This window comes from Aeromonas genomosp. paramedia, assembly GCF_023093515.1.
GTDB lineage: Bacteria > Pseudomonadota > Gammaproteobacteria > Enterobacterales > Aeromonadaceae > Aeromonas.
Map to the genome: position 1 here is coordinate 283,412 of NZ_JAAROG010000018.1, position 20,219 is coordinate 303,630.

The 20,219-nt window shown below is 61.2% G+C and carries 19 protein-coding genes; 8 read left to right on the forward strand and 11 right to left on the reverse strand.

Features of this window, described 5'->3' with window-relative positions:
• Positions 1–8: 8 nt before the first annotated feature.
• The 5 genes from HB860_RS14415 (at position 9) to HB860_RS14435 (ending at position 4,080) form a co-directional block, all read left to right on the forward strand.
• A complete protein-coding gene (locus HB860_RS14415) occupies positions 9–581 on the forward strand; it encodes a YajG family lipoprotein (RefSeq protein WP_139436616.1) in 573 nt (190 codons plus the stop codon).
• A gap of 15 nt (positions 582–596) precedes the next feature.
• Complete coding sequence (locus tag HB860_RS14420) at positions 597–1,148, forward strand: peptidylprolyl isomerase (protein WP_106886050.1); 552 nt, start codon at positions 597–599, stop codon at positions 1,146–1,148.
• 114 nt (positions 1,149–1,262) lie between these two features.
• Complete coding sequence (locus tag HB860_RS14425) at positions 1,263–1,592, forward strand: hypothetical protein (protein ID WP_247627083.1); 330 nt, start codon at positions 1,263–1,265, stop codon at positions 1,590–1,592.
• Positions 1,593–1,677: 85 nt separating this feature from the next.
• Positions 1,678–3,081 (forward strand): AmpG family muropeptide MFS transporter, encoded by a 1,404-nt coding sequence (locus tag HB860_RS14430; RefSeq protein WP_432612682.1) that lies wholly within the window; start codon positions 1,678–1,680, stop codon positions 3,079–3,081.
• Positions 3,082–3,237: 156 nt separating this feature from the next.
• The gene (locus HB860_RS14435) at positions 3,238–4,080 is read left to right on the forward strand and encodes an outer membrane protein OmpK (RefSeq protein ID WP_247627084.1); all 843 of its coding nucleotides are present in this window, start codon (positions 3,238–3,240) and stop codon (positions 4,078–4,080) included.
• Positions 4,081–4,181: 101 nt separating this feature from the next.
• On the opposite strand, the gene HB860_RS14440 is transcribed toward HB860_RS14435, so the two are convergent.
• Complete coding sequence (locus HB860_RS14440; protein WP_139436622.1) at positions 4,182–4,664, reverse strand: YajQ family cyclic di-GMP-binding protein; 483 nt, start codon at positions 4,662–4,664, stop codon at positions 4,182–4,184.
• A gap of 214 nt (positions 4,665–4,878) precedes the next feature.
• Here HB860_RS14440 and HB860_RS14445 point away from each other — a divergent pair, with 214 nt between their 5' ends.
• Together HB860_RS14445 and HB860_RS14450 are read left to right on the forward strand one after the other, a co-directional pair.
• A complete protein-coding gene (locus HB860_RS14445; protein ID WP_247627085.1) occupies positions 4,879–5,826 on the forward strand; it encodes a ketopantoate reductase family protein in 948 nt (315 codons plus the stop codon).
• A 32-nt stretch (positions 5,827–5,858) separates the two neighbouring features.
• Positions 5,859–6,419 (forward strand): DJ-1 family glyoxalase III, encoded by a 561-nt coding sequence (locus HB860_RS14450; protein ID WP_247627086.1) that lies wholly within the window; start codon positions 5,859–5,861, stop codon positions 6,417–6,419.
• Positions 6,420–6,783: 364 nt separating this feature from the next.
• On the opposite strand, the gene arsB is transcribed toward HB860_RS14450, so the two are convergent.
• The 6 genes from arsB to HB860_RS14485 all read right to left on the reverse strand — a co-directional run bounded on the left by arsB (position 6,784) and on the right by HB860_RS14485 (position 11,453).
• Positions 6,784–7,854, reverse strand: a complete 1,071-nt coding sequence (arsB, locus tag HB860_RS14460; RefSeq protein WP_247627087.1) for an ACR3 family arsenite efflux transporter — start codon at positions 7,852–7,854, stop codon at positions 6,784–6,786.
• Positions 7,854–9,092: an organoarsenical effux MFS transporter ArsJ gene (gene arsJ, locus HB860_RS14465; RefSeq protein ID WP_247627088.1), complete on the reverse strand. Its 1,239-nt coding sequence runs from the start codon at positions 9,090–9,092 to the stop codon at positions 7,854–7,856. Before arsJ ends, arsB begins: the two co-directional genes overlap by 1 nt.
• A gap of 6 nt (positions 9,093–9,098) precedes the next feature.
• A complete protein-coding gene (locus tag HB860_RS14470; protein WP_247627089.1) occupies positions 9,099–10,115 on the reverse strand; it encodes an ArsJ-associated glyceraldehyde-3-phosphate dehydrogenase in 1,017 nt (338 codons plus the stop codon).
• 10 nt (positions 10,116–10,125) lie between these two features.
• The gene (locus HB860_RS14475; RefSeq protein ID WP_247627090.1) at positions 10,126–10,623 is read right to left on the reverse strand and encodes a tyrosine-protein phosphatase; all 498 of its coding nucleotides are present in this window, start codon (positions 10,621–10,623) and stop codon (positions 10,126–10,128) included.
• A 77-nt stretch (positions 10,624–10,700) separates the two neighbouring features.
• Positions 10,701–11,069 carry an ArsR/SmtB family transcription factor gene (locus tag HB860_RS14480; RefSeq protein ID WP_247627091.1) on the reverse strand — a complete coding sequence of 123 codons (369 nt, stop codon included), beginning with the start codon at positions 11,067–11,069 and terminating at the stop codon, positions 10,701–10,703.
• An 87-nt stretch (positions 11,070–11,156) separates the two neighbouring features.
• A complete protein-coding gene (locus HB860_RS14485) occupies positions 11,157–11,453 on the reverse strand; it encodes an ArsR/SmtB family transcription factor (protein WP_247627092.1) in 297 nt (98 codons plus the stop codon).
• Between the two features lie 107 nt (positions 11,454–11,560).
• On the opposite strand from HB860_RS14485, the gene HB860_RS14490 reads away from it, so the two are divergent.
• On the forward strand, positions 11,561–12,643 hold the full coding sequence (locus HB860_RS14490; RefSeq protein WP_247627093.1) for a permease: 1,083 nt from the start codon (positions 11,561–11,563) through the stop codon (positions 12,641–12,643).
• A 215-nt stretch (positions 12,644–12,858) separates the two neighbouring features.
• On the opposite strand, the gene HB860_RS14495 is transcribed toward HB860_RS14490, so the two are convergent.
• From HB860_RS14495 to HB860_RS14510, 4 genes are all read right to left on the reverse strand, one after another.
• Entirely contained in the window at positions 12,859–14,076 is a 1,218-nt protein-coding gene (locus HB860_RS14495) for an HlyD family efflux transporter periplasmic adaptor subunit (RefSeq protein WP_139434217.1), read from the reverse strand.
• On the reverse strand, positions 14,066–16,048 hold the full coding sequence (locus HB860_RS14500) for an ATP-binding cassette domain-containing protein (RefSeq protein WP_247627094.1): 1,983 nt from the start codon (positions 16,046–16,048) through the stop codon (positions 14,066–14,068). The genes HB860_RS14495 and HB860_RS14500 overlap by 11 nt, the downstream gene beginning before the upstream one ends.
• 178 nt (positions 16,049–16,226) lie before the next feature.
• On the reverse strand, positions 16,227–17,528 hold the full coding sequence (locus HB860_RS14505; RefSeq protein ID WP_247627095.1) for a TolC family protein: 1,302 nt from the start codon (positions 17,526–17,528) through the stop codon (positions 16,227–16,229).
• On the reverse strand, positions 17,522–20,158 hold the full coding sequence (locus HB860_RS14510; protein WP_247627096.1) for a tetratricopeptide repeat-containing sulfotransferase family protein: 2,637 nt from the start codon (positions 20,156–20,158) through the stop codon (positions 17,522–17,524). Before HB860_RS14510 ends, HB860_RS14505 begins: the two co-directional genes overlap by 7 nt.
• Between the last annotated feature and the right edge of the window lie 61 nt (positions 20,159–20,219).

Sequence of the window (20,219 nt, forward strand, 5' to 3'; positions counted from 1 at the left end):
AAACCATGATGAAAAAGTCACTCTTGCTGCTGGCCGCCCTGATACTGGGTGGTTGTGCCACCCACTGGCCGGAGACGGCGCTGCTCAATCCGCAAGTCATCCCCTCCAACCAGCAGTACTACTCTGGCAACCGCATCACCATGGAAGGGGTGGACAAGCGCGAGGCCGCCTATGTCTTCTCCATCAAGAAGAAAGAGAAGGCTCCCGTGCTGGTCAACAGCAGCCAGCCCCTCAACAACCTGCTGGCGGAAAAACTGGCGGAAGGGTTGCGCAGCCAGGGCCTCGAAGTGGGCAACAGCGGCACCACCAACCTGACCCTGGCCATCTCCACTGCCGCCGTCACCGTGGAAGAGAAGACTTTCACCTATGTCACCAAGTCCAAGGTCAGCCTGCAGGTGATCGCCGACTTCCAGGGCAACAGGCTGACCAAGCAGTTCAACATGTCTTCCAGCAAGGAAGAACCGGGTGAGCCGACCATGGCCGATCTGGAGTCCACCCTGAACCAGCAGCTGGGTAGCGTGCTGCAACAGATCATGGCCGACGAGGCACTGCGCGGTTATCTCAAAGGCCAGCCGAGCTGAGCAAGGAGCATATAAATGAAGAAACTCTGGTTACTGGCCACCCTGATCGCCCCCCTGGCGTTCGCCGGACAAAAAGTCCAGATGGAGACCAACCACGGCAACATAGTGGTGGAGCTGGCCCCCAAGCAGGCACCGCAGACGGTGAAGAACTTCCTGCGCTACGTGGCGGATGGCAGCTATGACGGCAGCCTGTTCCACCGGGTGATCCAGAACTTCGTGGTGCAGGGCGGGGGCTACAATCAGCAGTTCCAGCCACTGCCGACCTTCGACCCCGTGGTCAACGAGTCCAGGGGCGGCCTGCCCAACAAGCGTGGCAGCATCGCCATGGCCCGCACCCAGGCGGTCGACAGCGCCACCCGTCAGTTCTACTTCAACCTGGTGGACAACGACAACCTCAATGCCAATGCCGGCGCCGGTTATACGGTGTTCGGCCAGGTAGTGCAGGGGATGGAGGTGCTGGACAAGCTGGCTCAGGTCCAGACCGGCTACAGCTCCATACTGCGCGCCAATGACGTGCCGACCAGCCCCATCATCCTGAAAAAAGTGGTGCTGCTGGCGGACAAATAACGGGGGGCGGATCACATTCCGTCACCACCTGGCCCGGGTCACCGGCGCCCCTTTCTATACTCTGGCCTTGTCCTGTGTGTGCGGGACATGGCCAGGCAGAGAGAGGAGGTTCCGGTGACTTGTCACGACTACATTGCCCAACACGCCATTGAGCTGGCTCAGGCGGTTCGTCACTTCCTGGCACGGGAAATCCCCTATCGGCAGCTCGAGGATCTGAGCTGGCAACTCCTCTCCCGCTGGCAGGCACTTCCCGTCATTCCCATGGACAAAGAACCCGCCACCGAGCAGGAGGGGGTGTTCTGGCACCTGCTCCACAGCCTGCACCTGTGGGACGAGCATCAGCTCGTCACAGACACCTGGCTGCGTCAGCAACTGATGGCCTGCGCCACCTTCCTCGTGGCCGAGGGGCCCTGTCCGCGCCACTGCATCGGCTCACGACCCTGAATCCCGGGCCGCCCCGTTCGGCTTGCCTTGGCTATCCCCCTCGAACCTGACAAAATGACCCCCTTTTCTCTGAGGAGTCAGGCAGTTGAACAATCTCCGCCCGCCCAGCCATACCCCGGACCGCGCCACAAGCTGGCGAGACGCCCTCGCCGTCTATCTGGAAGCGCGGGTACTCACTCTGTTTGCCATGGGCTTCTCCTCCGGCCTGCCCTTGCTGCTGGTCTTCGGCACCCTCTCCTTCTGGTTGCGCGAAGCCGATGTCAGCCTGACCGACATCGGCTACATGAGCTGGGTGGCGCTGGCCTATGGCTTCAAGTGGCTGTGGTCCCCCCTGGTGGATCGACTGCCGCTGCCGCTGCTCTCCCGGCTGCTGGGACGGCGCCGCAGCTGGATGCTGCTCTCCCAGGTGCTGATCGCCCTCTCCCTGGTGGGCATGGCCTATTGCGATCCCAAGACCCAGCTCGCCCAGCTCGCCTTGTTCGCCCTGCTGGTGGCGTTTTGCTCCGCGACCCAGGATATCGTCATCGATGCCTACCGCATCGAGTCGGCCCCCGAGCGCCTGCAGGCGGCCATGGCGGCCTCCTACATGACGGGTTACCGGCTCGCCATGATCATGGCGGGAGCGGGGGCGCTGGCTCTGGCGGCCTGGCTTGGCAGCAACGACAGCTACGACTACCGCGGCTGGCAGCTCACCTACCTGCTGATGGCGGGGCTGATGTCCCTCGGCATCTTCACCACACTGCTCAGCCACGAGCCGGATATCGACCTCCATCGCCAGAACGAGCAACATATGGAACGCAAGGCGCTGCTGCTCGAGCGGGGCTGGCCCAGGACCCTGGCCGGGCTGGGCGCCTGGACCTATGAAGCCATCTGGTGCCCCTTTGCCGATTTCTTCCGCCGCTACGGCGGCTCGGCCCTGTTGATCCTGGGGCTCATCGCCTGCTATCGCATCTCGGATGTGGTGATGGGGGTGATGTCCAACAGCTTCTATGTGGATCTGCAGTTCAGCAAGACGGAGGTGGCCACCATCACCAAGGTGTATGGCGTCATCATGACGCTGGTGGGGGCGGCCCTGGGGGGCGTGCTGGTGATGCGCTTCGGCACCCTGCGCATCCTGTTTCTCGGCGCCCTGCTCACCGCCAGCACCAATCTGCTGTTCGCCCTGCTCAACGAAGTGGGCCACGATCTGGAGCTGCTGACCCTGATCATCTCCCTGGACAACCTCAGCGCCGGCATTGCGACGGCGGCCTTCGTGACCTATCTGTCGAGCCTGACCAACGTCGCCTTCTCGGCGACCCAGTACGCTCTGTTCAGCTCCATCATGTTGCTGATGCCCAAGCTGCTGGCGGGTTTTTCCGGTCAGGTGGTCGAGCAGATCGGCTACAGCAGCTTCTTCGTCGGCACCAGTCTGCTCGGCATCCCGGTGATGATACTGATCATCATGGTTGCCAAACGAGGCGATGCTTTGTTACCACAAGCGGACAAATAGCAAGCGTTTGCGCCATTTTGGGGGTGATTAGATTCACAAAACCGGACAAAGTTCCCTGGCTCTTGTTTATCCGTTGAATTTATTTGGCTAGAATCCCTTCCGCTCCTTGTGGGCAGGCTACGGAAAACCTCAACTAACGCACAAGAGACCAATAAAATGGCCAAATTTACCAAGACTCTGATCGCTGCCGGTCTGCTGGCTGCATCCGCCACTCCGGCCTTTGCTGCCGATTACAGCGGCGACATCCACAAGAACGACTACAAGTGGATGCAATTCAACGTGATGCACACCATCGACCAACGTCCTTTCACTGCTGGTGCTGAAGATTACAACGACACCTACTTCGAAATGGAGTTCGGTGGTCGCTCCGGTCTGTTTGACCTGTACGGCTACGTCGACGTCTTCGATATCTTTGACTCCCGTCACAGCGACAAGCACAAAGGTCAGAACCTGTTCATGAAGTTTGCGCCGCGTATGTCTCTGGATGCGCTGACTGGTAAAGATCTCTCCTTTGGTCCGGTGCAAGAGGTTTACATAGCCTCCCTGAACAACATCGGCGACAACCAGATGGAAAACATGATCGGTCTGGGTGCTGATGTGCAAGTGCCTTGGTTCGGCAAAGTTGGCATGAACCTGTATGCCCGTCATGCCACTGAAAACCAGTTCTTCACCGAAGAAGAAGGTGACTGGAACGGTTACTGGTTCGCCATGAACTGGTTCAAGCCTTTCTACACCTTCGGCAACGGCAGCTTCGTCTCCTACCAGGGCTACCTGGACTACGCCTTCGACCTGGATACTCACGACCGTGCTGACCGTACCAGCGATAACCTGGCTACCTTCCATGGCATCTACTGGCACTCTGACCGCTACGCCGTCGGTTACGGTCTGAAGTACTTCATGGATGCCTACGGCACCAAAGATGGCTCCACTGCCTACGATGGTACTCCTTGGAAGAGCTCTGGCTTCAGCCACTACTTCTCCGTGACCTACAAGTTCTAATCGAACTCGTCACACGGACACAAAAAACCGGAGCAGCTGCTCCGGTTTTTTTATGGCGCTTCGTCGATGAGGGGAGTGACCAAGGCCCTCCCCCTTCATCATCAATCGCGGAAGTTCTGGAACTGCATCGGCTGACCCAGCTCGGCGCCACGCACCAGTGCCATGGTCTCCTGCAGATCGTCACGCTTCTTGCCGGTGACGCGCACCTCGTCACCCTGGATGGCAACCTGCACCTTGATCTTGGAATCCTTGATCAGCTTCACCAGCTTCTTGGCGATCTCTTTCTCGATCCCCTGCTTGAATTTCACCGTCAGGTGGAAACGCTTGCCGGAGTGAACGCTGTCGCCCACTTCCATGGAGCTGTTCTCGATCTGGCGCTTGAGCAGGGCGCCGCGCAGGATCTCGACCATCTGCTTGAGCTGGAAATCCGCATCGGCTTCCAGCTTCACCTCTTCCTTGTTCAATTCGAAGCTGGCTTCCACACCACGAAAATCGAAACGGGTCGCCAGTTCACGATTGGCGTTATCGACGGCGTTCAACACCTCGTTCATTTTGACTTCAGAGACAATATCGAATGACGGCATAGCCGGGCTCCTCATGCTGTACTTCAGGTTGTGCTGACAAAGGGGCAAATCTACCAGAAAACCGGCAAATTTGCTGATTTCAATGGGATTGCTCTGCTAGAATCCCCTGCGCACAGGAATGGCGAGACCCGTTAGTGTCCGCCTAGCGACATCTTCACTTATCCCCGGTAGCGGGTTGTTCGGAACGCAGCCACTACCCTGATTGAGCCTCTCCATGCCAAGCGGATTACGCGACAACAACCTGAAAAACAGCCGACACCCCTCCTCACCTCACTGGTCCTTGCTGGGCTGTGGTGCCCTGGGCGGCGTCTTCGCCTCCTTGCTGACCCAAAGTGGCCAGCCGACCCGTGTGCTGCTGAGCGAGCGGCACCGCGCCACCCTGCATCCCGGCATCGATTTCACCTCCCTCGAGGGTCACACCCAGCTGCTCGCCATCGAGCGGGGTTTCATCGACAAGCCCGGCCCCATCCAGCGACTGCTGGTGATGACCAAGGCGGGTCAAGTGGTGTCGGCCCTGACGCCCCTGGCAGGCAAGCTGGCGGCAGGGGTTCCCATAGTGCTGCTGCACAATGGCATGGGCATAGCCGAACAGGTGGTGCAGCTGTTTCCACACAACCCCGTCATTGCCGGTGTCACCAGCCACGGCGCCATGCAAAATGGCCACTTCGTGTTCCGCCATACCGGCAAAGGCGAGACCTGGCTGGGCCCGGTCAACGACGCGGCCAAAGCCCATGCCCACCTGGCGGATGAACTCGCTCGCGCCCTCGGTCAAGCCGGCTGGGATGAGCAGATCCTGACCCGCCAGTGGCAGAAACTCGCCATCAACTGCGCCATCAATCCGCTCACGGCGCTTTACAAGCTCAAGAATGGCGAGCTGGCCGGCCCCCGTTTCGCCGATGTGCTGCAACAGATCTGCGTGGAAGTCGCCGACGTGATGCAGGCCGAAGGCCAGCCCACCGGCAGCGACGAGCTGCTACGCCGGGTGATGACTGTGGTGGAACTCACCGCCGACAATTACTCTTCCATGTATCAGGACATGGAGCAGGGGCGTGAGACCGAGATCGAGTCCATCACCGGCTTCCTGCTCGGCAAGGCCGCCGCCCACGGCATCGCGGTGCCGGTCAATCAGGGCCTCTATCAGGCCGTCAAAGAGAAGCGCTGAGCCCGGGATCGCGGGCGATGGAGGAGTGCAGGATGAGCATACTGGTACTGGTAGCCCCTGGGTCGGAGGAGATAGAGACGGTCGCCATCGTCGACACCCTGGTGCGCGGCGGCATAGAGGTAGTGCTGGCCTCCTGCTGCCCGGCGGGGCAGCGCCAGATCCGCGCCTCCCGCGGGGTGCAGCTGGTGGCCGATTGCCATCTCGACGAGCTGACCAGCCGCGACTTCGAAGCCATGGTCGTGCCGGGCGGTCTGCCCGGCAGCGAAGTGATCCGCGACACCCCCCTCGCCATCGACCTGCTGAGGGAACAGGCTGACCTCGGCCGCTGGCGTGCGGCCATCTGCGCCGCCCCCGCCGTGGTGCTGCACCATCACGGCTTGCTTGGCGATGCCAGCGCCACCTGCCACCCAGGCTTTCAGGCCCGCCTGCCCGCCGCGCAACTGAGCACTGCCCGAGTGGTACGGGATGATGCCCATCGCCTCATCACCAGCCAGGGCCCCGGCAGCGCCATCGAGTTTGCCCTCGAGATAGTACGGGTGCTGCGTGGTGACGAGGCCGCCCGCGCGGTCGCAGGCCCCATGGTGCTGCCATAAGCCTGCGCTGGATAAACAAGAAGGCCCCATGCGTTGCAGGGGGCCTTCTTGTTTTCCGGTGTAGATACACGGAAAAAACCTTGCACTTTCCTGCCACCCCCTGGCTGCCAGCATGCTCCCCTACGCCTGATTTGCGCTTTGGCCTGACCCTGATGCCGTCCTGACTCCCTGTTCTTATCGGCCCGTGGGTTGCCCCTGACCCATATCGGCAATGAGAGCCCAAGAGTCTCGCGGCTCGGCTGTAATTCCAGACAATGAATGACGGCGGCCTCACACCCGGAGTTGCAGATCGGCGCCAGCGAGTTGCGCCAAGTGCCGCACGCCGGGTTGTGGCAGATGGTGCCCAAGGGGCCGCCATACATGCTCAAACCTCGGCGTTGCCATAGTTGCGCTTCATGCGCAGGGCCACATTGACCAGGGCGATCAGCACGGGCACTTCCACCAGCGGGCCTATGACGCCGGCGAAGGCCTGATCCGAACTCAAGCCAAACACGGCGATGGAGACCGCAATGGCCAGCTCGAAGTTGTTGCCGGTGGCGGTAAAGGCGATGGAGGCGTTCTTGTCATAGGGAATGCCCAGCTTCTTGCCCACCAGAAAGCTGGTGAAGAACATGAGCACGAAATAGACCACCAGGGGCAAGGCGACCCGCAGCACATCCATGGGCAGCTCGACGATCATCTCCCCCTTGAGGCTGAACATCAGCACGATTGTGGCCAAGAGGGCGATCAACGTGATGGGGGAGATGGCCGGAATGAAGCGCTCGCTGTACCACTTCTCCCCTTTCGCCTTGACCAGATAGTGACGGCTCAGGAAGCCTGCCAGGAAGGGAATGCCGAGATAGATCAGCACGCTTTCGGCGATATCCAGCATGGTGATATCCACTGCGAAGCCCTGCAAACCAAACAGGGGCGGCAGCACTGTGATAAACAGCCAGGCCATGAAGCTGTAGGTGAGGATCTGGAACGCGCTGTTGAGGGCCACCAGGCCAGCACCGTACTCCTTGCTGCCACCGCCGAGATCGTTCCACACCAGCACCATGGCGATGCAACGCGCCAGGCCGATCAGAATGAGACCCACCATGTAGCCAGGCTGATCATGCAAAAACACCAGGGCGATGACAAACATCAGGATAGGGCCAACCAACCAGTTCATCACAAGCGACAAGGTGATTGCCTGACGGTCACGGGTCATGGTGCCCATGGTGGTGTAGTTCACCTTGGCGAGCGGCGGATACATCATCAGGATGAGGCCGATGGCGAGCGGCACATTGGTGGTGCCGACCGACATGGCCTCGTTCCACTGGGCCACCTGAGGGAAGAGATAACCGATCCCCACCCCTATGGCCATGGCGACAAAGATCCAGAGGGTGAGATTGCGGTCGAGAAAACGCATTTTTTTGCTGACGGGCAGATCGCAGCAGGCATTGGTACTCATCAAGAGACTCCCTGAGAGGATGAAACGGGCGGCTGCTGGCGGGGCAAACCGATTGAAATCAACGCCGCCAACAGGATAAAGCCGGTGGAGATCCAGAGGCAGGCCTCAAGACCGTAGAGCTGGAACACCAGACCGGAGAGCAGGGTGCCGAGCAGGCGCCCCAGGGCATTAGCCATGTAATAGAAGCCCACATCCAGCGAGACTCCGTCAGAGCCGGCGTAGCTGACGATGAGGTAGCTGTGCAGGGAGGAGTTGATGGCAAACAGGGCACCGAACACCATCAAGCCACCTACCAGGCTGATGGCCGGATGCACCTCATAGTGGAGCGACAGGGCAATCAGGGCCGGGATCAGGGCCAGCACCAGAGCCCAGCCCATGGCGGCCTTGCCATCGGGTACCCGACCCTCTCGCTTGCCGGTAAAGCGGGGGGCCTGGGTCTGAACCACACCGTAAGCGATGATCCAGAGCGCCAGGAAGCCCCCCACATACCAGTGATCCCAACCAAAGCTGGAGGCGAGGTAGACAGGCAGCGCCACCACAAACCAGACATCGCGGGCACCGAACAGGAACAGACGGGCCGCCGAGAGGTAATTGACGGCGCGGCTCTTGGAGAAGATCTCGCTGAACTTGGGCTTGTTCTTGGCTTTGCCGAGATCCCGTTTCAGGGTCAGCATGCTGATGCACCACACCAGCGCCAACGCCAGTGCCATGACCAGCACGGCCCCCTGAAACCCGAGCAGGGTCAACAGGGCGCCACCAAGGAAAAAGCCCATCCCTTTCAGGGCATTCTTCGAGCCGGTCAAGAGTGCTACCCACTGGTAGAGCTGACCCTGTGCCTCTCCCGGCACCAGCAACTTGATGGAGCTTTTGGCACTCATCTTGTTGAGGTCTTTGGCCACTCCCGAGAGCGCCTGCGCCGCCATCACCCAAGGCACTGTCAGCCAGAGCGGTGGCACCAGCAACATGCCCAGCGCCAGCACCTGGAGGGCTAGGCCGATGTTCATGGTGCGGTTGAGCCCGAGGCGAGCCCCGAGCCAGCCCCCCACCAGATTGGTCACCACCCCAAAGATCTCGTAGAAGAGAAACAGGGAGGCGATGGCCAGTGGGCTGTAACCGAGCCCATGGAAGTAGAGCACCACCAACATGCGCAACGCGCCATCGGTCAGGGTAAAAGCCCAGTAGTTGCCTGTCACCAGCAAATACTGGCGGATCTCGGGGGAGAGTCGGGTCAGTGCCATGGCGGGTTATCCTTGCGCCTTGTCCATTTGACCGACCATGCGCATCAGCTCGGCGGTGCGGTTGGCATAGCCCCACTCGTTGTCATACCAGGCGTAGATCTTCACCTGAGTGTCATTGACCACCATGGTGGAGAGCGCATCTATGGTGCAGGAGCGCGGATCCGTCTTGTAATCCACCGACACCAGCGGGCGTTCTTCATAGCCCATGATCCCCTTGAGCTCACTCATGGCTGCCGCCTTGAGCAAGCCATTGACCTCGGCTTCGGTGGTGGGACGGTTCACCTCGAACACGCAGTCTGTGAGGGAGGCGTTGGCCAGCGGCACCCGTACCGCGTGACCGTTCAGCTTGCCCTTGAGCTCGGGGAAGATGTGGGTGATGGCGGTGGCAGACCCCGTGGTGGTGGGGATCAGGCTCAGGCCGCAGGCGCGGGCACGGCGCAGATCCGCATGGGGGGCATCCAGGATGGTCTGGGTGTTGGTGATGTCATGAATGGTGGTCATGGAACCGTGCTTGATGCCGAGCTGCTCGTGGATCACCTTCACCACGGGCGCCAGACAGTTGGTGGTACAGGAGGCCGCCGTCACTATGGGGTGCTGCTCCTTGTCGTAGAGGTGGTGGTTGACCCCCATGACGACATTGAGGACCCCCTCTTCCTTCACTGGTGCGGTGACCACGACGCGCTTCACCCCTTGCTCCAGATAGGCACCCAGCAGGGCCTTGGTTTTCATCTTGCCGGAGGCCTCGATCACTACATCACAACCGGACCAGTCTGTCTGGCCGATCTCTTTGTTGCGAGTGCAGAGGATACGATGGTTACCGATCACCATCTCGTCTCCCTCGCTGCTGGCTTCATGGTGCCAACGGCCATGGACCGAATCGAAGGTGATGAGGTGTGCCAGCGAAGCGGCATCACCAGCCGGGTCATTGATGCGTACAAACTCCACATCAGCCCAATCGAAGGCGGCGCGAAATGAGAGACGGCCCATGCGGCCAAACCCGTTGATACCCACTTTGATAGTCATGTTGTTTTCCTTAACCGGCGAATGCATGGTGGTTGTTGAGGTAGTTGACGTGCGCTGCCAATGTCAGCGCCTTGGGGCGCAGCCCTTGTACCAGCGACTTGACCTGTGTCGGGGCATAGCCAGCCTCCAGCAGCAGGATGGCTGCCATCAGCCCGGTACGTCCCGAACCGCCACGGCAATGGATGGCCAGGGTCTGACCTGCCGCCAGACGCGCCAACAGATCCACCTTGTGGTTGGCAAAGGTTTCGGCGAACGGCGCCTCGGGGGCGCAATCGTCCTCCACCGGTAGCTGGAACCAGGCCAGCCCCAGTGCATTGCACTCGGCTGGCAAGGCATCGGCCTTGAACTTCGTCAGCTCGGCATCGGGCATCATGGTGACCACAGCCTCTGCCCCTGCTTCTTTCAGGGTCTTGAGGGACGCTTGCAAGGAAGCCTCCCTGGTGCCGGGACAGGGGGTGAAGACAAGGCGGGCGCCATTATCCAGGTTCAGGATGTCAAAGGGGTGCATGATAAGCAGTGGCTCCATGTCTCGTCAGGATGGGAGGGGGAATGTGGGGCTCGGCATGCGGCGATGCCGGGCGGGCGTCAGCACGACTCGTCGCAACAGGGCGAACGCGGCTGACCATTGGCGCCCAGGGGATGGATCTCTGCCAGACCGCAGGCCTCCGGATGACCGGCGCAGCACTCCTCGGTGAGATAACCGATCAAGTCGAGCATCAGGGGAATGTTGGCGCGATAGCGCAAGAAACGCCCCTCCTGCTCCACCGAGAGCAGGCCCGCGTGCAGCATGGCCTTGAGGTGAAACGACAGGGTGTTGGGAGCTATGTCGAGCTCGCTGGCCAGCTGGCCGGCGACCTGACCCTCCAGCCCCGCCTTGACCAGCAGGCGCCACACATCGAGGCGAATGCCGGATGCGAGGGACTCGAATACCTTGGTGGCTATCTCTTTGTTCATGGGACTTTCCCTTAATTCATTTCATGGATTCAACTATACAAGAAACATTGAAATGATCAACATGACCACAACTCATTGTCGATCCCGTCAATCCCTCTTGTCGTTCACACAGCACTCCTCGCGGAAAAACGCGATGATCTCTTCCAGCACCTCATATTGAGAGACGCACAACAGGGTACGGCTCTCCCGGTTCTGCTTGACCAGGCCGACAGAGACCAGGGCCGCAATATGATGGCTCAGGGTCGAGGCGGGAATGGCCAGCTGCTTTTGCAAGTCTCCCACGGGCAGGCCTTGCTCCCCGGCCTTGACCAGGTGCTTGAAAATGAACAAGCGAGTCGGATGACCCAACTCTTTCAATGACTTGGCGACATCTTCCAACTCCATGATCCAACCCTCTTCACAGATGACATTTCGATAATACCAGAAATATCTTGACCACTCATATATTTCGATTATTTTGGAAATATAGTAAGACCAAAGAGGATATGAAGATGAATGACTGGTTAACCATGCTGACGGATGCATCTCGGATGTTTGTATTCCTGGCCGTCGAGCTCTCCGCGCTGTTCCTGGTGATCAGTGCCGCAGTCAGCCTGATCCGCCAGAAGATCCCCGATGCCAAAATCCAGGCCATGCTGGGGGCACGAAAAGGCAGAGGCTATTTGATTTCGGCGGTACTGGGGGCATTAACTCCTTTTTGCAGTTGCTCAACCATTCCGATGCTGCGCGGACTCTTGTCTGCCAAAGCCGGTTTTGGGCCAACCCTGACCTTCCTGTTTGTCTCGCCACTGCTCAACCCGATCATCGTCGGCCTTATGTGGGCCACCTTTGGCTGGAAAGTGACGGTGTTGTATGCCGTGATCGCCGCCAGCGTCTCGGTGCTGGCGAGCATGCTGCTGGACATGCTGGGGTTCGAGCGTCATGTCATTGGTGCCAAAGAGACCAAGCAAAGCTGCAGTGGCACAGCTTGTGGCACCACGACGAGTGAAGCTGCCAGCGTGAGTGCAACCCCTTGCAGCTCAGGCAAGGCTATCAAGTCCGTCACACCGCTAAAGGCTCAGGCACCCTGCTGTACAGCCCAACCTGAGGCCGCGCCAACTATCTCTTGCTGCGCAGATGGCACTGTGGCACTGACTCGGGCCCCAGTCATTCCCACGGCCTTCGCCAAGGCGCGTGCCGATGTATGGCAACAATTCAAAGAAGTGCTGCCTTACTTGTTGCTGGGGGTACTCGTCGGGTCATTTATCTATGGCTTTATTCCTGCCGAGTGGATAGCCACCCACGCCGGGGCTGACAACCCGCTAGCCATTCCATTCAGCGCCATCGTGGGTATTCCACTCTATATCCGGGCAGAAGCCGTGATCCCTCTGGCATCTGTATTGCTGGACAAAGGGATGGGTATGGGGGCTGTGATGGCACTCATCATCGGCAGTGCGGGGGCCAGTCTGACCGAGGTGATCCTGCTCAAGTCGATGTTCAGAACCCCTATGGTTGTGGCATTCCTCACCGTGATCCTAGGAATGGCCATCCTGATGGGTTACTTGGCACAAGGAGTGTTTGCAACCCCGGCCTGAGATCCGCCGCACCGACGCAGTGAAATAAAAGAAGAGAATGGCGTGGACAAAGGGAGCGAAAATGAAAACTCGCGGATACAAAAAAGCCCATCTCATTCAATGAGATGGGCCGTATAGATGGCGGAGGAGGTGGGATTTGAACCCACGGATGGTCGCCCATCGCCGGTTTTCAAGACCGGTGCATTCAGCCGCTCTGCCACCCCTCTCCTCGCAGATCAGCGCTCCCCGAACGACTCGCTCAGGGTCTTGCGCAGGGGCTTGAGCAGATAGTCCATCAGGGTACGATCGCCAGTGCGGATATCCACCTGGGCCGTCATGCCTGGCAGCACGTCAATTACTCTGCCCGTCGTGGAGGTCACGGGGTAGCTGGCGGGCTTGATCCGTACGCGATAATAGATATCCATGCCGCGACTGGTCTCTTCCTTGAGGCTGTCGGCACTCACATACGCCACCTCCCCTTTCACGCCACCAAAGATGGTGTAGTCGAAGGTATCGAAACGAATTGTCGCTTCCAGACCCGGCACCACACGGGCAATGTCGGCGGTACTGACCTTGGCCTCGATCATCAGGTCGTCATCGACCGGGATGATCTGCATCAGCTCCTCCCCAGGCCTGAGCACCCCGCCCACAGTGGTGACACGGATATTCTTGACGATGCCAGGCACCATGGCGGTAAACATGCTGTCCTGTTGCTCTTGCTTGCGCAGGGTCAGGGTCTGCCTGCCTTGCGCTATGTCATCCTCCGCCTTGGCCAGCTCCAGCCTGGCCTCTTCAAGAAACTGGTTGCGCCGATTCACCAGTCGGGCCTCGGCCTCGTTGAGTCCGCGCTGCACTCGCAGCAGCTCGGAGCCGCTGGCATCACCATCGGCATAGAGTTGCTCCACCAGACGCAGCTCCTTCTGGGCCAGTGACACCGCCACCCGCATGGTCCTCAGCTCTTCGCCAAGACCGGTCTGACGCTGCTTGAACAGCGCCTCCTCGACACGGGCCGTCTCGGGAGAGCGCGCCAGCAGGTCCGACGGGAAGGCGAGTCGTTGTTCGCCGATGACTTCCGCCCGCAACCGGGTCGCCCTCGCCTCAAGCGCAAACAGGCGCGCCTCCACTTCCCCGACCGACGCCCCCACTCTCGTCTGCTCCAGACGGGCGAGCAACTGACCGGGAGCGACCCTGTCCCCCTCCTTGACCAGCAGCTGTTCCAGTACACCACCATCCACCGACTGGATGATCTGTACCCGACTGCTGGCAATGACCTCCCCGGTGGCGCGGGCGACTTCGTCAATACGAAACCATGAGGCCCACACGGCAAAGGTAACCACAGTCACGAGTGAGGCCATCAACAACCAGCCCTGGTGGCCCCGGTGAGAGTTCTGCAACTTGCGGATCCGCGCCTGGGTACGCGCGTCATCGTCTTGCAGGAAACGATCAGACCACATCGAGCCTTCCTCCTTTGCCAATCTGTGAGGATGCCACCGGACGGGCGAGCATCTGTGTCAGCACCCGGTCCGGCGTGCCGTCTTTTACCACCTGCCCCTGCTGCATGACGATGACCCGGGTTGCCAATCGAGCGGCAGCCATGGGCCTGTGGGTCGCCACGATCAAGATATCCTCGGGTTGCACCGCCGCTTGCAGGGCCGCCCAGACACGCTGTTCGGATTCGCCGTCGAGGGCCGCGGTCGGCTCGTCCAGCAGCCAGACCCTTGGCTGGTTGATCAGCACCCGAGCGAGGGCAACCAGCTGCCTCTGGCCGCCAGACACCCCCTCTCCCCCCTCGCTGATGGCGAGATCCATGCCCTGAGGGCTGGATGCCGCAATCCCGTCGATACCGAGCTCGCGGGTGATCTGCAGCAGGCGAGAGTCGCTGGTCACGCCGGTCAAGGCCAGGTTGCTGCGCAGCGTGCCCTTGAACAGCTGTACGGCTTGCGGCAGATAGCCCACCTGGCTGGCCACCAGCTGGGGATCGATTTCCCACAGATCGGCGTCCCCCAGGCGGACACGGCCCTCGCCGGGGCAATAGAGTCCAGCCAGCACTTTCAGCAGCGTCGACTTGCCGCAGCCGATCGGTCCCACCAGCAAGACGCGCTCACCGGATTTGAACTGCAGGCGCTCGATGTCGATCTGACAGATGGGCGATTCGGGATAGGCGAAACGCACGCGCTCCAACACCACCTCTGTGGGTAGGGTATCCGGCAGCAGCAGTTGCTGATCAGCACGACGATCCCGCGCCAGCGACAAGACCTGGTGCACCATCTGCAACGCCTGCCTGACGTGTTGCCACTGTGCAAGGTACTGGACACTCTGGGCGATGGGTGCAATCACCCTGCCGCCCAGGATGCTGCACGCGATCAGCCCCCCCATCGTCAAGAGGCCAGCCTCTATCTGCCACACCCCCACGACCACGGCGGCGACATAGGCCAGGGTCGACAGGCTGCCGGTGCTCACGCTGGAAAAACTGCTGACGGCTCTCTGCTGGATGCTGTAGCCATCGATGCTCGCCGTCACGTTCTGCCACTCCTGTGCAAAACGCCAACCGGCATTGTTGGCGCGAATGGACTCGGCACCTCTGATCGTGTCCACCAGCAGTCCCTGCCGCTCGTTGCTGCGCAGCATCTGCTGTGCCAGCAGGGCGCGAAGACGCCACTGGGTAACATAGCCCAGCAACAGGGCCACGGGCAGCAACAGGGCATACACCCAGCCGACCGCGCCTCCAATGATGGCGATAAACGCCAGAAACAGGATGGCAAAGGGCAGGTCCACCAGTGCGAACACCACGCCGGCACTGAAGAACTGCCGTACGGCATCCAGCCCGCCCACCTGGGCCGCCAGGGTGCCCAGACTGCGTGGCTGCTGATCCAGGCGCAGATGCAGCAAGTGCTCGAAGACCTGCTGCGAGACGCGCTTGTCGACCGCGCAGGAGAGGCTGTCCAGGATCCTGGCCCGGGTGATCTTCAGCAACCAATCCAGCAGGATGATCAACATCATGCCGGTCACCAATGTGGTCAGGGTCGCATAGGCCAGGGTGGGCACGACACGGTCGTAGACCTGCATGGCGAAAATGGAGGTACCGACCGCCAGCAGGTTCACCAGCACTGTGGCCACCATGACTTTCCACAGCCAGCCACGCTCACGAAACAGTTCACGCCAGACCAGGCGAGTCGCCAGGTTGCCAGACAATAGGCTGTCGGCCTCGGCGCTTCTGCGGGTCGGCGCCCGCAGCCAGACCACCAGGGCATCCTGTAGCTCGGTGTCATCGGCGCCACGGCGCTCTCCGGCGGCGTTGATCAAGATCAGGCGGCCGGCGGCATCACGCTCGACCAGCAACCACTCGCTCCCCGTCCAGACCAAGGCCGGCAATCGGCGTTGGTCGAGGCGACGCCAGGGCAATTGCACCGGGGTGAGGTTCTTCAATCCGGCCTGGATCAGTACCTGCCTCAGCCACTGTGCGGGCCCGAGGACGGCGACTGAATCTGCTGTTTGAGTGCATGCCTGTTGCAACGCATGGCTGTCACAAGGGATCTGTAGAGACACCAATAACTGTTTCACCAATGTCGGCGCCATACTCTGCGGCGCCTGCTCGGCGGTTTGCCTATCCATGGGGTTGGAACTCCTCACCGTTCAAGGTCACCAGGGGATCAAGCCCCCCCGTCAGCGCAGCCAATTGCAGGGAGTAGATCTCCCAGTCGCTCTTTGCCTGAACCAGCTGCAATTGTTGTTCACTGAATTCGCGCTGGATATTCAGCACATCGAGCCAGCTCTTGGTCCCTGCCACATATTGGCGCTGATAAGACCCCAGCACCGCCCCCAGCTCGGCCAGTGACTCGCTCTGCACCCGGATAAGCCCGGTCTGCAACTCACGGCTGCGTTGCAGGCGACGCACGCTGCGCTCAAGCTCGCTGACGGCGTAGGCCAGGTCCTCCTCGGCCGCACTCTGCTGCGCCACCGCCGCGTCTGTCCGGCCACGGGTAGCAAAGCCCATCCCCTCCAGCGTGCCTTCCAGCACCAGGCTGACCCGGGTCTCATCCCGGTAGGACGGTTGGTCATAGTCCTGCTCCGCTTGCAGGTAGAGCGTGGGCATGGAGGCCGTCCTGACCTGATCCACGCTCGCCCTGGCCCGCTCTATCTCCTGCTTCTTGTAACGCACTTCGGCGCTGCCATTCAGGGCGGCCTGGTGCAATGCCTCGCCCTCGCTGATCTGCAATATATCGGATGCCACCGGCTGCCGGGCCGGCACAGGCGTCTGGGTCAGGGCCAGCAGATCGCTCCTGGCAATGGCCAGCTCCCCTTCGTAGCGCTCGACCCGCGCCCTGGCTTGCGCGAGGCGAGTGGCCGCCAGGCGAACATCTGCCGCCGAGGCAAGCTGTCCCTGCTCGCGCCGGCTGATCTGCTCGAACAGCGACTGGTGAGCTGCCAGACTGGCCTCGACCACCTGCAGGCGCTGGCGGCTGCCAAGGACATTGGAGTAGGCAACAGCGGTCTGCTCCAGCAACTGGCGCCTTACCCGCAGCAAGTCGACACGCTCGACATCGGTGTCGGCATCGGCAAACGCAATGCTGTTATCGATGCGCCCGAATGCCCACAGCGGTTGGCGTGCGCGCAGTGTCACCGGCGTGGAGAGATCCTCCCCTGTGGTGGCATCCCGAGTGGATTCTGAATACTGCTGTACCTGGGCAGTCAGGCTGGGATAGCGCTGGCTGCGCGCGGCATCGGCGGAGTATTCCCGCGCCTCGATCTGCGCCTGTTTGCCACTCACGGCAGGGTGCAGACCGAGGGCTGCCTGCAACGCAGCCTGCAAGCCATCGGCCTGCTGCGCACTCACGGGCTGGATCAGTGCGACCAGACTCAGGACCAGCAGGCCATGCCGCCTCAGGCGCGGCAAGGTTGTTACCATGAAAACTCTCCGTCGATTTCCTGTTCGTTGTGGGGCAAGGCAGAGGGAGCAAGATGCGCTGCCTTGCCCGTCAGCAGTGCCGCCTTTTCCGGCTCGCCGGACAGCACATACGCCCGCGCCAGATCATTGCGCCATTGGCTGTTCCAGGGGCACAGCTCATGGGCCTTGCACATCAGGGCAATGCCCTCGTCCAGGTGGCCCTTGCGCACATAGACAAGCCCCAGCATAAAGGTGGCGGCGGCATGCTCTGGCAGATGGTGCAGCAACTGCTTGCAGTGGTATTCGGCGTCATCCAGCTTCTCTTCGCGGTAGAGCGCCACGCTCGTTTCCAGCAAGCCGGGCACAGGCAGTGCCACCATGTCGGTGATCGGTTGCCACTGGATGCGAGCATTGGTGCCGCGCAAAAGTGGGGCAAGATGGGTCTCGTAACGCGCCCACCTGGCCATGGAGCTCTTGTACAGCGGCTGGCGAACCTGCCAGACGCTGGCGGTTTTCACCGGCCGCTGCAGCTCGCTGAAATTGAGGATCTGAGGCTCCCAGGCCACCCCGACGTAATTCAGCATGCGCCGCGCCTCGCGCTCAGGATCATCCAGCACATCCTCGTAGCGCACCTCCAGGATCTCGCCGGGGAAGAGCTGGTTCCAGTGGTGCATCAACAGGTTATGGTCGGCGAGCTGCTCGCCAATCCAGGTCAGATCGTACGCAAAGCCCATGCCACCGTGCTTGGCCGCATAGTCAGTGAAGTAGTTGGAGATGGCGATATCACGGGGATCGCGCCGCACCGAGATGATACGCGCACGGGGGAACAGCAGCTTGATGAGGCCGATGTTCTCGAAGTTGTGGGGCAGCTTGTCCACCACATGCAGCGCCCCGGGGGCGTACTCCTGCAGCTCCTTGAGAAGATTGCCCGTGATGCCCGCGATCACCTTGGCATCGAGATCGTCCACACAGTCGGGATAATGCCGACCCGAACCGACGCGGCGCTCCCACCGCTCCAGCCCGGCAATCACGCCGGGGACCAGCCCCAGCTCGCCGGCACCGTGGATCTGGCTGTGGCCGGCCAGCATCTGCTCGACCAGCGTGGTGCCGGAGCGCGGCATGCCGAGCACGAACACCGGCAGCGTCGAATCATTGCCAATACCACGGCGATGCTCATAGAGCGACCGACCGAAAGCATGACGAATGCGCGCGCAAGCTTGCCGGTGCGCCGCCGGGTCATAGCCGAGCAAGGCGCGGCTGGCCCCATTCGCCTCGTCGGCCAGTGCGAAGGCCCTGGCATGGTCCTTGCGCTTTTCCCAAGCGGCGGCCAATTGCAGCAGCAGACCGGGTTTCACCGCCCCCTCAGGACCGGGGCGGCGGGCCAGCATCTCCAGGTGGTGCAAGGTGGCGTCATCCTCCGGGAAGCGCCGCGCGTTGATAAGCGCACTATGACCGCGCACCGGGTCGAGCACCTTGACCCGTTCAAACAGCGCCACCGCCTCCTCAAGACGCCCCAATTGCAGGTACAACTGACCCAGCCCCTGCAAGGCTGGCACCAGCTGCGGATGATCTTGCAATACCTGGCAGTAGCGCACTTCGGCCTCGGCATACCGCTGCTCCTGTACATCGACTCCCGCCAGCGCCACCTGCGCTTCAAACACCCAATGAGCGTGCTCCATCCCATCGATACAGCCTGACGGCGGTAGCGCCTGTGCCTCTTCGAGAGCCTGGGTGACCATCTCTCTGGCCAGTGCCGTATGCCCCTGGGTGGCGACAGCCACCAGCTTCAGGCGCAACGTCAACGCGGGCTTTTGCTGCTGGCGCGCCAGATGGATGGCACGGTGCAGCAAGGCGATGGCCTGGGATGTGCGCCCTTGCAGCTCAGCCAGCTCGGCCCGGTGCTGATGCAAGCCAGGATGCTCGGGATAATGCCTTCCCCCCCGGCACAGGGCATCCTCGGCCTGGGCATGACGACCGACCTCGGCCAGTCGCTGGGCATAACCGGTCAGCAGGCCGCAATAATCTTCCTCGTCCAGCGTGGTTTGCTGCTCGTCCAGCCAGGCATCGGCGGCGGCATATTGCTCAGCCGCCAGCCACAGCTCCAGACGCAGACCACGCAGTTGCTGGCCATTCCAAGCCGCCTGTGGCTCGGGCCAGTGCTCCTGCTCCCCCTCCCAGAAGGCCTCGGCCCGGGTCAGCAGTTGCCCGCCCAATGCGATGGCACCGTCCTGCAAATAGAGACGCAGCAGTTGTTGATAGATCAGGATATTGGGCGCCAGGAAAAGGCTTCGTTCATACAGTTGCCGCGCCGCCGCCGTCTGCTGGCGCCGCAGCTGACAGGTCGCCAGCCGCGCCAGCAGCAGTGCGTGCTCCGGTGCTTCAAGCAGGGCAGCCTCGAGCAGCGCCTGCGCCACGTCGAGCTCCCCCTGCAGCAGTTGGACGGCAGCCAGGTCGACACGCCCATCGACATCAAGGGTCGCAAGATCCAGCCCAGCCAGCGCGTGACGGGCTGAATCCAGCTCGCCAAGTTGGGCGCACGCCAGCGCCAGCAATACTTGTTCGGCTGGGGTTTGTGGGGCACCGCAGGCCTCCTGCAACAGCATAAATTGTTGCTGCAGGGCCAGCGTGCGCAATAGGGAGAGTGAACTCATGGGAACAGCGGGATCCTGGGGCGTTATCGCCCCTCAACGAGGGGCGATAGGGATGGAGAAA

What these genes read in the sequence shown, in the direction of transcription:
- HB860_RS14415 (WP_139436616.1), top strand. Translation starts at nt 9, where the DNA reads ATGAAAAAGTCACTCTTGCTGCTGGCCGCCCTGATACTGGGTGGTTGT.
- HB860_RS14420 (WP_106886050.1), top strand. Translation starts at nt 597, where the DNA reads ATGAAGAAACTCTGGTTACTGGCCACCCTGATCGCCCCCCTGGCGTTC.
- HB860_RS14435 (WP_247627084.1), top strand. Translation starts at nt 3,238, where the DNA reads ATGGCCAAATTTACCAAGACTCTGATCGCTGCCGGTCTGCTGGCTGCA.
- HB860_RS14440 (WP_139436622.1), bottom strand. Translation starts at nt 4,664, where the DNA reads ATGCCGTCATTCGATATTGTCTCTGAAGTCAAAATGAACGAGGTGTTG.
- HB860_RS14445 (WP_247627085.1), top strand. Translation starts at nt 4,879, where the DNA reads ATGCCAAGCGGATTACGCGACAACAACCTGAAAAACAGCCGACACCCC.
- HB860_RS14450 (WP_247627086.1), top strand. Translation starts at nt 5,859, where the DNA reads ATGAGCATACTGGTACTGGTAGCCCCTGGGTCGGAGGAGATAGAGACG.
- arsB (WP_247627087.1), bottom strand. Translation starts at nt 7,854, where the DNA reads ATGAGTACCAATGCCTGCTGCGATCTGCCCGTCAGCAAAAAAATGCGT.
- arsJ (WP_247627088.1), bottom strand. Translation starts at nt 9,092, where the DNA reads ATGGCACTGACCCGACTCTCCCCCGAGATCCGCCAGTATTTGCTGGTG.
- HB860_RS14470 (WP_247627089.1), bottom strand. Translation starts at nt 10,115, where the DNA reads ATGACTATCAAAGTGGGTATCAACGGGTTTGGCCGCATGGGCCGTCTC.
- HB860_RS14475 (WP_247627090.1), bottom strand. Translation starts at nt 10,623, where the DNA reads ATGCACCCCTTTGACATCCTGAACCTGGATAATGGCGCCCGCCTTGTC.
- HB860_RS14480 (WP_247627091.1), bottom strand. Translation starts at nt 11,069, where the DNA reads ATGAACAAAGAGATAGCCACCAAGGTATTCGAGTCCCTCGCATCCGGC.
- HB860_RS14485 (WP_247627092.1), bottom strand. Translation starts at nt 11,453, where the DNA reads ATGGAGTTGGAAGATGTCGCCAAGTCATTGAAAGAGTTGGGTCATCCG.
- HB860_RS14490 (WP_247627093.1), top strand. Translation starts at nt 11,561, where the DNA reads ATGAATGACTGGTTAACCATGCTGACGGATGCATCTCGGATGTTTGTA.
- HB860_RS14495 (WP_139434217.1), bottom strand. Translation starts at nt 14,076, where the DNA reads ATGTGGTCTGATCGTTTCCTGCAAGACGATGACGCGCGTACCCAGGCG.
- HB860_RS14505 (WP_247627095.1), bottom strand. Translation starts at nt 17,528, where the DNA reads ATGGTAACAACCTTGCCGCGCCTGAGGCGGCATGGCCTGCTGGTCCTG.
- HB860_RS14510 (WP_247627096.1), bottom strand. Translation starts at nt 20,158, where the DNA reads ATGAGTTCACTCTCCCTATTGCGCACGCTGGCCCTGCAGCAACAATTT.